Origin of the sequence: Streptomyces sp. CBMA291, assembly GCF_014596525.1 — a bacterium.
GTDB lineage: Bacteria > Actinomycetota > Actinomycetes > Streptomycetales > Streptomycetaceae > Streptomyces.
Genome location: NZ_MSJP01000058.1, coordinates 1 through 13029, shown reverse-complemented (window position 1 = coordinate 13029; position 13029 = coordinate 1). Strand labels below are relative to the sequence as shown.

9 protein-coding genes are annotated in these 13029 nt (G+C 73.2%); 8 read left to right on the top strand and 1 reads right to left on the bottom strand.

Annotation, left to right across the window (positions count from 1 at the left end; translation table 11 throughout):
• Positions 1 to 176 precede the first annotated feature (176 nt).
• Positions 177 to 3605 (top strand): beta-N-acetylglucosaminidase domain-containing protein, encoded by a 3429-nt coding sequence (locus tag BU197_RS15200; protein ID WP_317453389.1) that lies wholly within the window; start codon positions 177 to 179, stop codon positions 3603 to 3605.
• A gap of 165 nt (positions 3606 to 3770) precedes the next feature.
• Here BU197_RS15200 and BU197_RS15195 read toward each other — a convergent pair whose 3' ends face one another.
• On the bottom strand, positions 3771 to 4334 hold the full coding sequence (locus tag BU197_RS15195; protein ID WP_188268820.1) for an HNH endonuclease: 564 nt from the start codon (positions 4332 to 4334) through the stop codon (positions 3771 to 3773).
• Between the two features lie 260 nt (positions 4335 to 4594).
• Between BU197_RS15195 and BU197_RS15190 the strand changes: the two genes are divergently transcribed.
• The 7 genes from BU197_RS15190 (at position 4595) to BU197_RS15160 (ending at position 12640) form a co-directional block, all read left to right on the top strand.
• Positions 4595 to 5656, top strand: a complete 1062-nt coding sequence (locus BU197_RS15190; protein ID WP_188268819.1) for a mechanosensitive ion channel family protein — start codon at positions 4595 to 4597, stop codon at positions 5654 to 5656.
• A 222-nt stretch (positions 5657 to 5878) separates the two neighbouring features.
• Entirely contained in the window at positions 5879 to 7093 is a 1215-nt protein-coding gene (locus tag BU197_RS15185; RefSeq protein WP_188268818.1) for an ROK family transcriptional regulator, read from the top strand.
• A gap of 55 nt (positions 7094 to 7148) precedes the next feature.
• A complete protein-coding gene (locus BU197_RS15180) occupies positions 7149 to 8495 on the top strand; it encodes an ABC transporter substrate-binding protein (protein WP_188268817.1) in 1347 nt (448 codons plus the stop codon).
• Between the two features lie 17 nt (positions 8496 to 8512).
• Positions 8513 to 9511 (top strand): carbohydrate ABC transporter permease, encoded by a 999-nt coding sequence (locus tag BU197_RS15175; protein WP_188268816.1) that lies wholly within the window; start codon positions 8513 to 8515, stop codon positions 9509 to 9511.
• A gap of 2 nt (positions 9512 to 9513) precedes the next feature.
• Positions 9514 to 10386: a carbohydrate ABC transporter permease gene (locus tag BU197_RS15170; RefSeq protein ID WP_188268815.1), complete on the top strand. Its 873-nt coding sequence runs from the start codon at positions 9514 to 9516 to the stop codon at positions 10384 to 10386.
• Positions 10387 to 10394: 8 nt separating this feature from the next.
• Complete coding sequence (locus tag BU197_RS15165; RefSeq protein ID WP_188268814.1) at positions 10395 to 11660, top strand: 6-phospho-beta-glucosidase; 1266 nt, start codon at positions 10395 to 10397, stop codon at positions 11658 to 11660.
• A complete protein-coding gene (locus tag BU197_RS15160) occupies positions 11657 to 12640 on the top strand; it encodes an N-acetylglucosamine kinase (protein ID WP_188268864.1) in 984 nt (327 codons plus the stop codon). Before BU197_RS15165 ends, BU197_RS15160 begins: the two co-directional genes overlap by 4 nt.
• The last annotated feature ends 389 nt before the right edge of the window (positions 12641 to 13029 follow it).

Sequence of the window (13029 nt, the reverse complement as noted above, 5' to 3'; positions counted from 1 at the left end):
CGTTTTACCGGCGGAGGGGGCCGAAGTGACGTCACCTCGCCGACGACTCTCCGGGCAAACCCGACACAAGGGTCACTCTCATTGACACCCCCGTGGGACGGGTGGTGGGCTCGTGACCGACTCGTTATCAATCGGCGTCAACCTGCGGAGCTTCCGGCCCGTCGAAGGGAGAACCCGTGCGTCCCGTACGCCCCCGGTATGGAAAGCCCACCGCGACGGCGGTGGCCGTCGCCGTCCTCGGCGGTCTCCTCACCGGAGCGGCGACGGTCCCGGCCCAGGCGTTTCCGGCCCAGCCGTTCCCCGCCCGGCCGTTTCCGGCGGGCACCCGCGCGTGGAGCGGGGTTCCGGCGACAGGGGCTCCCGCGACGGGCCGCCCGGCCACCACGCCCGCCGCTTCCGCCACACCTGCCACACCCGCCGCTTCCGCCACACCCGCCGCTTCCGCCGCTTCCGCCAAGGCAGCCACACCCGCCGTGCCCGGAAAGCCCGTCACGTCCTCCTCCCCCGCCGTCTGGCCCCGTCCGCAGTCCCTGGTCGCCGCCGGGTCCTCCGTACGGCTCGGGGACGAAGTGACGCTGGTCGCGGACGCCGACGCCGATCCGTACGCCCTGGAGGAGCTGCGCGGGCTGCTGCGGGACGCCGGGGTGCGGACCGTCCACGAGGGGCTGCCGGGGCGCGGGGCGGTGCTCAGGGCCGCCGGGCCCGGGGGCGGGGCCGCCCGGGAGGCGCTGGCCGCCCTGAAGGCGAAGGACCGGCTCGATCTGCCGTCCGGCGGCTACCGGCTGGCCGGTGGCCGGGTCGGCGGGCGGGACACCGTCGCCCTGGACGGGGTGGGCGAGGACGGCCTGTTCCACGCCGTGCAGACACTGCGTCAGCTCCTGGACGGGGGCGGGGAGGTCCCCGGGGTCGTCGTCCGGGACTGGCCGGGCACGGCCGAGCGGGGGGTCACCGAGGGTTTCTACGGGCGCCCCTGGACGACGGAACAGCGTCTGGCCCAGATCGACTTCCTCGGCCGGACCAAGCAGAACCGCTATCTGTACGCGCCCGGCGACGACCCCTACCGGGGCGCCCAGTGGCGCGATCCCTACCCGGCGGAGCAGCGGGCCGGATTCCGGGCGCTGGCCGAGCGGGCCGGTGCCCGGCACGTGTCGCTGGGCTGGGCCGTGGCGCCCGCCCAGTCCATGTGTCTGTCGTCGGACGCCGATCTGGCCGCGCTGACCCGCAAGATCGACGACATGTGGGCGCTCGGGGTGCGGTTCTTCCAGCTCCAGTTCCAGGACTCCTCGTACGACGAATGGCACTGCGAGCGGGACGCCGAAGCCTTCGGGCGCGGTCCGGGGGCCGCTGCCGCCGCCCACGCGCGCGTGGCCGGGGCGCTCGCCCGTCACCTCGCCGAACGGCACCCGGGCGGCGAGCCGCTGACGGTGATGCCGACGGAGTACTACCAGGACGGCGCCACCGAGTACCGCGCGAAGCTCGCCGAGGCGCTGGACGCGGGCGTGCGGGTGGCGTGGACCGGGGTCGGCGTGGTGCCGCGCACGATCAGCGGCGGGGAGCTGACCGGGGCCCTCGACGCCCTCGGGCACCCGCTGGTCACCATGGACGACTACCCGGTCAACGACTACGCGCAGGACCGCCTGTTCCTCGGGCCCCTGACGGGCCGGGACCCGGCCGTGGCCACCGGTTCCGCCGCCTTCCTCGCGCACGCCATGGAGCAGCCGGTGGCCTCCCGGGTGCCGCTGTTCACCGCCGCCGACTACGCCTGGAACCCGCGCGGCTACCGGCCGGAGGAGTCCTGGCGGGCGGCCGTCGACGACCTCGCGGGTCCGGCGCCCGCCGCCCGGGAGGCCCTCGCCGCGCTCGCCGGGAACAGCGCCTCCTCGGTCCTCGACCCGACGGGCGAATCGGCCGCCCTGAAGCCGCTGCTCGCCGCCTTCTGGGACTCCCGGGACGCCTCGGACGCCGGGGCCGAGGCGCGGCGCGCGCAGGCGGCGGGCGCGCTGCGGAAGGCGTTCTCCGTGATGCGGGAGGCCCCCGGGCGGCTCGCGGACACGGCGGGCGGCGCCCTCGCAGAGGAGGCGGGTCCCTGGCTCGGCCGGCTCTCCCGGTACGGCCTCGCGGGCGAGACGGCGGTCGATCTGCTGCTCGCCCAGGAGCGCGGCGACGGCGTGGCCGCCTGGCGGGCCCAGACCCGTCTGGAGGCGCTGCGCGAGGAGCTGAAGGGCGGCAGGGTGACGGTCGGCGCGGGGGTCCTCGATCCGTTCCTCGCGCGCGTGGTGGAGCGGGCCGGGGCCTGGACGGGCGCGGACCGGCCCCCGGCGGGCCGTGCGGAGCGCGCGCCCGGCTCGTACACCGTGCGGCTCGACCGGGCGCGGCCCGTGGAGGCGCTGACGGTGATGGCGGAGCCGGGCGCGGCGGACGGCGGGCACGCGCGCGTGGAGGCGTACGTGCCGGGCGAGGGATGGCGGGCGCTCGGCCCGCTCTCGGCGTCCGGGTGGACCCAGACGAGGCCCTCGGGGCTGCGGGCGGACGCGCTGCGGGTGGTGTGGGACGGCGCGGGGCCGGAGCCCGGGGTGCGGGCGCTCGTGCCGTGGTTCGCTGACGGGCCGCGCGCCGGGGTCGAGCTGGCCCGGACGGAGACGGACGCGGTGATCGGCGGTCCGGCCCAGCGGGTGGACGTGGAGCTTTCGGGGCGGCGCACGGACGAGGTGGCGGGGCCGCTCACGGCGCGGGCGCCCCGGGGCGTGAGCGTACGGCTGCCGGAGCGGGCGTCGGTGGGGCGGGGCGCGCGGACGGCGGTCCCGCTCGACGTGGCGGTGGCGCCGGGGACCCCGCCAGGCTCCTACCGGGTGCCGGTGACGTTCGCGGGTGAGGAACGGGTGCTGACCGTGCGGGCGTTCCCGCGTACGGCGGGCCCGGATCTGGCGCGGACGGGGACGGCGTCCTCCTCGGGCGACGAGACGCCGGACTTCCCCGCGTCGGCCGCCTCGGACGGCGACGCGGCGACCCGCTGGTCCTCCCCCGCCGAGGACGACGCCTGGTGGCGGCTCGAACTGCCGGGCCCGGTGCGGGTGGGGCAGGTGGTGCTGCACTGGCAGGACGCGTACGCCTCCCGGTACCGGATCGAGGTCTCGGCGGACGGGCGGAACTGGCGTACGGCCGCGACGGTGACGGAGGGCCGGGGCGGTCGGGAGTCGGTCCGGATGGACGCGGCGGACACCCGCTTCCTGCGGGTACGGGGCGAGGCCCGCGCGACCCGGTACGGCTATTCGCTCTGGTCGGTGGAGGCGTACGCGGTGGCCCCCGGGGAGCCCCAGGCGCCGGGGATCCCGGGAGCGACGGCCACGGGAGCGCCGGAGGGAGCCGGGCCGAAGAGCCCTGCGGGGACGGCGACGGGCGCCCCGGGAGGGGACGCGACCGGCGCCTCGACCGGGGGACCTGCCGGATCGCCGTCCGGATCGTCGTCCGGGTCGCCGGGGAAGGCCCGGGAGACCCCAGGGACACCGCGCAAGGCCCCGGAGACCGCCGGGAAGGCCCCTGTGGGCCCGAACAGCCCCGCCGGGCGCCCGGACACGGGCACACCCGAGGAGCGGCCCGCCCCCTGAGGGACGCGCCGCTCACCGGAGGCCGGGTCCCGCACGCGCGGGACCCGGCCCCGTACACACACCAGGCCCGGCCCCGTACACACACCGGACCCCGCCCCGCACGCGTACAAGGCACCGCCCCGCACGCGCGTGGGAGTCCGTCCCCGGGTACGCGAAAGGCCCGGCTCAACTCGTCGTCAGCGCCCTCACGGGGGCGTCGGCGACGGAGTCGATCCGGGCCATCACGTCCTCGGCTCCGTACGGTTGCAAGTACGGCAGCCAGCGGGGGTCCCGGTGTCCGGTCCCGATGATCCGCCAGGCCAGACCGGTCGGCGGGGCCGGTGGATGGTGGAGCCGCCAGCCGATCTCCCGCAGGTGTTTGTCGGCCTTGACGTGGTTGCAGCGGCGACAGGCGGCCACCACGTTCTCCCAGGCGTGGGTGCCCCCACGGCTGCGCGGGATGACGTGGTCGACGCTGGTGGCGACCGCTCCGCAGTACATGCAGCGCCCGCCGTCACGGGCGAAGAGGGCTCTGCGGGTCAAGGGAACGGGCCCCCGGTAGGGGACCCGCACGAAGCGCTTCAGTCGCACCACGCTGGGCGCGGGGACGACTTGGGTCTCGCTGTGCAGGAAGGCGCCGGATTCCTCGAGGCAGAGAGCCTTGTTCTCCAGGACGAGGACGAGTGCGCGGCGGAGCGGTACGACGCCGAGCGGCTCGTACGACGCGTTGAGGACCAGGACGTGCGGCACGGATGCCTCCTATGACGCCGGCGGCGCGTGGCTCGCGCCGGGACGAAACTGCTCTCAGTCTCTCCTCATGCCTGGCCGGAACGCCACCACGTACCCGGATCGGGGTGGTGGGCCGGGAGTGTTCTCGACCACATCGGCATGTTCTCCCCGGTCTTTTTGCCCGGGTGAGGCCGTTCTCTCCCTCGTTCGGGGGAAAGGGGGCACTCCGGGTCCCCCGTTAGTGTGGATGGCCTGCGTACGCGATGTCTGGAGGTTGTCCCGTGTCCTGGTCCGCCCTGGCGGCTGCCACCGAACCCGAACCCATTCCGGTCACCCTGGACGAGGCGGCGGAGCGGGCGACCAACGCGGCGAGCTGGGTGGAGGAGAACTGGTCCACCTGGCTGAACACCGGTCTGCGGATCGTGCTGATCCTGGTCGTCGCCCTGCTGCTCCGGATGGCGGTACGGCGCGCCCTGACCAAGCTGATCGAGCGGATGAACCGGTCGGCGCAGGCGGTGGAGGGGACGGCGCTCGGCGGTCTCCTCGTCAACACCGAGCGGCGGCGGCAGCGCTCGGAGGCGATCGGCTCGGTCCTGCGGTCGGTGGCGTCGTTCCTGATCCTGGGCACCGCCGGGCTGATGGTCCTGGGCGCCTTCAAGATCGATCTGGCGCCGCTGCTCGCCTCGGCCGGTGTGGCCGGTGTGGCGATCGGTTTCGGCGCCCGGAACCTGGTGACGGACTTCCTCTCGGGCGTCTTCATGATCCTTGAGGACCAGTACGGCGTCGGCGACTCGATCGACGCGGGCGTGGCCTCCGGCGAGGTCGTCGAGGTGGGCCTGCGGGTGACGAAGCTGCGCGGGGCGGACGGCGAGATCTGGTACGTGCGCAACGGCGAGATCAAGCGCATCGGCAACCTCAGCCAGGGCTGGGCGACGGCCGGGGTCGACGTGACCGTGCGGCCGACGGAGGACATGGAGAAGGTGCGGTCCGTGGTCGTCGAGGCGGCGGAGTCCATGGCGAAGGAGGAGCCGTGGAACGAGCGCCTGTGGGGCCCGGTGGAAGTGCTCGGGCTCAGTGAGGTGCTGCTCGACTCGATGACCCTGCGGGTGGCGGCGAAGACGATGCCGGGCAAGGCGCTCGGGGTGGAGCGGGAGCTGCGCTGGCGGATCAAGCAGGGGCTCGACGAGGCCGGTATCCGGATCGTGGGCGGGCTCCCGGCGCAGGCGGAGGAGCCGAAGGCCGATCCGACGGCGGGGATGGCCGCGCCCTCCGCGTTCGCCTCGGCGACCTCGCCGCAGTCGGCGGCGGCGACCCCCCTGCCCAAGCCGGACCTCTCCAAGTAGCACCCGCCCCCGGAGCCGGACCTCTCCAAGTAACGCCCGTTTCCGCCTGGTTCGGGCGGCGTGCTCGCGCGGGTGTGCGCCGTTCCCGGTATTGACGGCCCCTCGGCGCCCGCCTTACCTTCCTTTCACCGAATAGGAAACTTTCCTAACAGTGCAAGGGGAGAACGGGCCGTCCGGCAGCCGCCGCGAGCGCCCGTGAGCGTCGAAGGGCAGGTGCGACTCATGGCCGGTACGACCCCGGTGACCCCCGGTACGCCGCGCGTGCTCCGCGCCATGAACGACCGCGCCGCCCTCGATCTGCTGCTCGAACACGGCCCGCTCTCGCGCACCCGGATCGGCAAGCTCACCGGCCTGTCCAAGCCGACCGCCTCCCAGCTCCTCGCCCGGCTCGAAGCGGCGGGCCTGGTCGTCGCCACCGGCACCACCGCGGGCCGCCCCGGGCCGAACGCCCAGCTCTACGCGGTCGACCCGCGCGCCGCGTACGCCGCCGGGCTCGACGTCAGCAAGACCCGTATCCACGCCGCCGTCGCCGACGTCACCGGCCGGATCGTCGGCGAGTACGAGCTGCGCACCCCCGGCCGCGCCTCGTCCGACGTGGTCCGGCAGGTCACCGACGCCCTCGACGGGGCCGTCGCGGCGGCCGGGATCACCCGCGAGAAGGTGCGCCGCCTCGTCATCGGCACCCCCGGCGCCTTCGACCCGGCCACCGGCCGGCTGCGGTACGCCTCCCATCTGCCCGGCTGGCACTCCCCCACCCTCCTGGAGGAGCTGGCCGCGGCCCTGCCCATGCCGTTCGAGTACGAGAACGACGTCAACCTCGTCGCCGTGGCCGAACAGCGCGTGGGCGCCGCCCGGGGCCACACGGACTTCGCCCTGCTGTGGAACGAGGAGGGCATCGGCGCCGCCCTCGTCCTCGGCGGACGGCTGCACCGGGGCTTCACCGGCGGCGCCGGGGAGGTCGGCTTCCTGCCCGTGCCCGGCACCCCGCTCGTCCGGCAGGTCGCCAAGGCCAACTCGGGCGGCTACCAGGAACTCGCGGGCGTGCAGGCCGTCCCCCGGATCGCCCGCGCCCTCGGCATCGACACCCCGGAGCAGCCGTACGTCCCGGTGGCCTGCGGGCTGCTCGCGCACGCCGCCGAGGCGCACGGCGAGGACCCCAGGTACGCCCGGCTGCTCGACCGCTACGCCGAGCGCCTCGCCACCGGGCTCTCCTCCGTCGTCGCCGTCCTCGACCCCGAACTGATCGTGCTCTCCGGCGCGGTCCTCGTCGCGGGCGGCGAACCCCTGCGCGCCCGCGTCCAGTCCGAGCTGGCCGATCTCGCCGCCTCCCGGCCGCGTCTCGTCCTCACCACCGTCCCCGAGCGCCCCGTGGTCCGCGGCGCCCTCGAAAGCGCCCTCGCCACCACGCGCGACGAGGTCTTCGACACCTCGCGCTGACCCACCGGCCCCGCCCCTTCCCCGTCAGCCCCCTCCGCCACAGGGAGACATCGTCATGCCCGTACGTCCGCGCGCGACCGCCGCCGCGCTCGCCGCCACCGCCTCGGTCGCCCTCCTCGCCTCCGCCTGCACGGGCTCCGCGAACGACACGGCCGCCGACGACCCGAAGGCCAAGACCACCCTCACCTTCTGGCACGGCTGGGTGGACCCCGCCGAGGTGAAGGCGATCAACGCCAACATCGCCCGCTTCGAGAAGGCCCACCCGAACATCAAGGTGAAGGCCGTCGGCGGCATCAACGACGACAAACTGGGGCAGGCGCTGCGCGCGGGCGGCTCGAAGGGCCCGGACGTGGTGTCCTCCTTCACCACCTCCAACGTGGGCAAGTTCTGTGCGTCGGGCGCCCTCGCCGACCTGAAGCCGTTCATCGAGAAGGACGGGCTGGACCTGGACAAGATCTTCCCGAAGGTCCTCCAGGAGTACACGCAGTTCGAGGGGAAGCGGTGCTCGATGCCGCTGCTCTCCGACGCGTACGGCCTCTACTACAACAAGGACGCGTTCCGGAAGGCCGGACTCGACCCCGAGGCCCCGCCGAAGACCTGGTCCCAGTTCACCGAGGTCGCCAAGCGGCTCACCAAGCCGAAGGGCGACTCCTACGAGCAGCTCGGCTTCATGCCCACCTATCTGGGTTACGAGACCGTCGTCGAGCACTACATGCCGCAGTGGAAGCACCAGGGGTTCTTCGACGCCCAGGGCAAGTCGACGGTCGGCACCGACCCGGCGTTCGCCGAGATGATGACGTACCAGAAGTCCCTGGTGAACGCGCTCGGCGGCTTCCAGAAGCTGGACAAGTACCGCACCACCTTCGGCGACGAGTGGGGCCCCACGCACCCCTTCCACACCGGGCAGGTCGCCATGCAGCTCGACGGCGAGTGGCGGCTGAACTTCACCAAGAAGGCCAAGGTGCCCTTCGAGGTCGGCGTCGCCCCGCTGCCGGTCGCCGACGCCGACGTCGCCGACTACGGCAAGGGCTTCCTCTCCGGCACGATCATGGGCATCGCCCCGCAGAGCAAGAAGCAGAACGCGGCCTGGGAACTGATCAAGTTCATGACCACGGACACCGACGCGGTGGTCGGCTTCGCCAACGACATCGGCAACGTCCCCTCCACCCTGGACGCCCTGAACTCCCCGGACCTCGCCTTCGACAAGCGGTTCAAGGTCTTCCTCGACATCGCCCGCCACCCCCGCTCCGACACCTCCGACAACGCCGTCAACGGCTCCTCCTACCAGGAGACCATCCAGCGCTTCTCCCAGCAGTACGAGAAGGGCCAGGTCACCGATCTGAAGGAGGGCCTCGCGGACACCGCGGCCCAGATCGACCGCGACATCGCCGCCGCGAAGTGACGGCAGGCACTCCCCCCATGAGCACCGGCACCCTGCCCGCGAAGGCGGCGGCCACCCCGGTCGCCGCCCCTCCCCGGGGCCGCAACACCCTGCGCGCCCGGCGCCGCGGGAACGCGCTGCGCACCCTGGCGTTCCTGTCGCCCTGGCTGATCGGCTTCGGCGCCTTCTTCGCCTACCCGCTCGTCTCCACCGTCTACTTCTCCTTCATGCGGTACGACGGCCTCAACGCCCCCACCTGGCGTGGCCTGGACAACTGGACGTACGTCCTCACCGACCTCCCGCAGTTCTGGCCCGCCCTGCGCAACACCCTCTGGCTCTGCGTCGTCATGGTCACCTGCCGGGTCGTCTTCGGCCTCGCCATGGGCCTGCTCGTCACCCGGATCAAGAAGGGCGCGAGGATCTACCGCACCCTCTTCTACCTGCCCTACCTGGCCCCGCCGGTGGCCGCCACGCTCGCCTTCGTCTTCCTGCTCAACCCCGGCACCGGGCCGGTCAACGCGCTCCTCGAAGCGGTCGGCGTCCCCGGCCCCTCCTGGTTCAACGACGCCTCCTGGTCCAAGCCCGCCCTCACCGTCCTCGCCGTCTGGGGCGTCGGCGACCTCATGGTCATCTTCATGGCCGCGCTGCTCGACGTGCCGAAGGAGCAGTACGAGGCCGCGTCCCTCGACGGCGCCTCCGCCTGGCAGCGCTTCCGCTACATCACCCTGCCGAACATCTCGCCGATCGTGCTCTTCGCGGTCGTCACCGGGATCATCGGCGCGATGCAGTACTACACCCAGCCGATCGTGGCCTCCAAGGTCGCCTCGGGGGTGCTGGGCGGCTCCGGCGCCACCTTCGTCCCCGGCTACCCGGACGACTCCACGCTGACCCTGCCCCAGCTGGTCTACAGCCTCGGCTTCAGCCAGTTCAACTACGGCGCCGCCTGCGTGGTCGCCCTGGTCCTCTTCGTCTTCTCCATGGCCTTCACCGCGCTCCTGATGCGCCGGCGCGGCGGCCTGATCGGCTCGGGTGACTGACCATGACGAACCCGGCCACCCTCTCCACCCCCGCCCGGCGCAAGGCCCGCCGCACGGAGCTGCTGCACTGGATCGCCGTCCACTCCCTCGGCGTCGCCGCCGCCCTGTTCTTCGTGCTCCCGTTCGTCTTCGTCTTCCTGACCTCCCTGATGGGCGACCAGCAGGCGCTCACCCGGGACCTGACGCCGAACAGCTGGCACTGGGACAACTACCTCAAGGTCTTCCACACCGACGGCTTCCTCACCTGGTGGCGCAACTCCCTGCTGTACGCGGGAGCCGGCACCGTCCTCGTGGTGGTGTCCTCGGTCCCCGTGGCGTACGCGCTCGCCAAGTTCCGCTTCCGCGGCCGACGGCTGTCGATGCTGCTCGTCATCTCGATGATGATGCTGCCGCCGCAGGTCGTCATCATCCCCATGTACCTGTTCTGGGCCCAGCAGATGGACCTCTCCGGCACCCTGTGGCCGCTGATCGTCCCGCTGGCCTTCGGCGACGCCTTCACCGTCTTCCTGCTGCGCCAGTTCCTCCTGACCATCCCCGACGAGTACATCGAAGCGGCCCGGATCGACGGCTGCGGAGAGCTGCGCACCCTGCTCCGGGTCGTCCTGCCGATGGCGAAGCCCGGCATCGCCGCCGTCGCCCTCTTCCAGTTCTTCGCCGCCTGGAACGACTACTTCGGACCGCAGATCTACGCCTCCGAGAACCCCGCCGCCTGGACCCTCAGCTACGGCCTGGAGTCCTTCAGGGGCGCGCACCACACCAACTGGAATCTGACCATGGCCGCGACCGTCCTGGTCATGGCCCCCGTGATCCTCGTCTTCTTCTTCGCCCAGAAGGCGTTCGTCGAGGGAGTCACACTGACCGGAGTGAAGGGCTGAAGCACATCATGAAGCTCACTGTCGTGGGGGGCGGGTCCACCTACACCCCCGAACTGATCGACGGTTTCGCGCGGCTGCGCGACACCCTGCCCATCAGCGAACTCGTCCTCGTCGACCCGGCCGCCGACCGGCTCGACCTGGTCGGCGGCCTCGCCCGGCGCATCTTCGCCAAGCAGGGCCACCCGGGCCGGATCGTCACCACCTCCGACCTGGACGCCGGGGTCGAGGGCGCCGACGCCGTCCTGCTCCAGCTGCGCGTCGGCGGACAGGCGGCCAGGCTCCAGGACGAGACGTGGCCGCTGGAGTGCGGCTGCGTCGGCCAGGAGACCACCGGCGCGGGCGGCCTCGCCAAGGCCCTGCGCACGGTCCCCGTCGTCCTGGACATCGCCGAACGGGTCCGGCGGACCAACCCGGACGCCTGGATCATCGACTTCACCAACCCCGTCGGCATCGTCACCCGCGCCCTGCTCAAGGCCGGACACAAGGCCGTCGGCCTGTGCAACGTGGCCATCGGCTTCCAGCGCAAGTTCGCCGCCCTCCTCGACGTGACCCCCGCCGAGGTCCACCTGGAGCACATCGGCCTCAACCACCTCACCTGGGAGCGCGCGGTGCGCCTCGGCGGACCCGAGGGCGAGGACGTCCTGCCCCGCCTGATCTCCGAGCACGGCGAGCGGATCGCCGACGACCTGAAGCTGCCGCGCCCGGTCCTGGACCGGCTCGGCGTCGTCCCCTCGTACTACCTGCGCTACTTCTACGCGCACGACGAGGTCGTCCGGGAGCTGGGCACCAAGCCCTCCCGGGCCGCCGAGGTCGCCGCGATGGAGAAGGAACTCCTGGAGATGTACGGGGACCCGGCGCTCGACGAGAAGCCGGCCCTGCTCGCCAAGCGCGGCGGCGCCTTCTACTCGGAAGCCGCCGTGGACCTCGCCGCCGCCCTCCTCGGCGACGGGGGCTCGCCGCACCAGGTCGTCAACACGTACAACAACGGCACGCTGCCGTTCCTGCCGGACGACGCCGTCATCGAGACGCAGGCGTCGGTCGGCGCGCACGGCGCGACCCCGCTGCCCCTCGCCCCCGTCGACCCGCTGTACGCCGGGCTGATCTCCCAGGTCACCGCCTACGAGGACCTGGCGCTCGACGCCGCCCTGCGCGGCGGCAGGGACCGGGTGTTCAAGGCGCTGCTCGCCCACCCGCTCGTCGGCCAGTACGAGTACGCCGAGGGACTCACGGACAGACTCGTCGCGCACAACCGGGAGCACCTCGCGTGGGCCTGAACCCGAACGGCGTCCTCCTCGCGGTGGACGCCGGGAACAGCAAGACCGACGTCGCGGTCCTCTCCCCGGACGGAAACGTCCTCGGAGCGGCGCGCGGCGGCGGGTTCCAGCCCCCCGTGGTGGGGGTGGAGACGGCGGTCGACGGGCTCGCGGAGATCGTCGACCGGGCCTGGGAAGCGGCCGGTGGCGCCGGGCTGCCTCCCGCGTTCGCGCACGTCACGGCCTGTCTCGCCAATGCCGATCTGCCCGTGGAGGAGGCCGCGCTGCGGACCGAGGTCCTGCGACGCGGCTGGTCCCGCTCGGTGCGGGTGCACAACGACACCTTCGCGATACTGCGCGCCGGGATCGACGAGCCGCGCGGGGTCGCGGTGGTCTGCGGCGCCGGGATCAACTGCGTCGGCATGACCCCGGACGGGCGGACCGCCCGCTTCCCCGCCATCGGGAAGATCTCCGGCGACTGGGGCGGCGGCAGCGGCATGGCCGAGGAGGCGCTCTGGTACGCGGCGCGCGCCGAGGACGGGCGCGGCGAGCCGACCGAACTGGCCCGCGCGCTGCCCGCGCACTTCGGCCTGGGGACGATGTACGCGCTGATCGAGGCGCTGCATCTGGGCCGGGTGCCGATGGAGCGGCGGCACGAGCTGACGCCCGTCCTCTTCCGGGTGAGCGCGGCGGGCGACCCGGTCGCGCTCTCCCTGGTCCACCGGCTGGCCGAGGAGGTCGTGGCGCTTTCGTCGGTGGCGCTCGGGCGGCTCGGGCTGCTCGACGAGGAGGCCCCGGTGATGCTGGGCGGCAGCGTGCTCGCCGCCCGCCACCCGCAGTTGGACGAGCGGCTCGGGGAACTCCTCGCCGAGCGGGCGCCGAAGGCCGTCGTCGGCTTCGTGACGGCGCCGCCGGTCCTCGGCGCGGGCCTGTTCGCCCTGGACGAGACGGGGGCGCCCCCGGAGGCGGCCCGCCGACTGCGGGAGCACTACGGGGCCTGAGCGGGCGCGAGCGGGCCCGGTCCGGCCCGGTCCGGTCCGGCCGCCGGGCCCGGGTGTCCGCCCCGGGGCGTTCCCTTCCTTGCGGATGCGTACGGGAAAAGGGCGCCCCTTCCGCATGTTCACCTGTTCGAGCGACGGGTGATGCGGAACCGGTGCGGGTCCGGCGACGTATTCAAGGTGAGGGGGGCACGCCCGTGGAGGGACCGCGGGTGTGCGGCACGATAGGAACAAGATCCAGTCAATCCCGGTGTGCGGGAGGCCCCCTGCGGCCATACTGCTGACCGGCCGATGTCAGCGACCGAGGGGGAGGTCAAGTGACACACCCGCCGAGCGCGCCCGCCGCCCCGGCGGCGCCGTGGAGGACGTGAACGACGAGCAGGTCGTGGACG

Excerpts from the sequence above, each read along its gene's own strand:
- BU197_RS15165 (WP_188268814.1), top strand. The coding sequence starts at position 10,395 with ATGAAGCTCACTGTCGTGGGGGGCGGGTCCACCTACACCCCCGAACTG.
- BU197_RS15175 (WP_188268816.1), top strand. The coding sequence starts at position 8,513 with ATGAGCACCGGCACCCTGCCCGCGAAGGCGGCGGCCACCCCGGTCGCC.
- BU197_RS15170 (WP_188268815.1), top strand. The coding sequence starts at position 9,514 with ATGACGAACCCGGCCACCCTCTCCACCCCCGCCCGGCGCAAGGCCCGC.
- BU197_RS15180 (WP_188268817.1), top strand. The coding sequence starts at position 7,149 with ATGCCCGTACGTCCGCGCGCGACCGCCGCCGCGCTCGCCGCCACCGCC.
- BU197_RS15185 (WP_188268818.1), top strand. The coding sequence starts at position 5,879 with ATGGCCGGTACGACCCCGGTGACCCCCGGTACGCCGCGCGTGCTCCGC.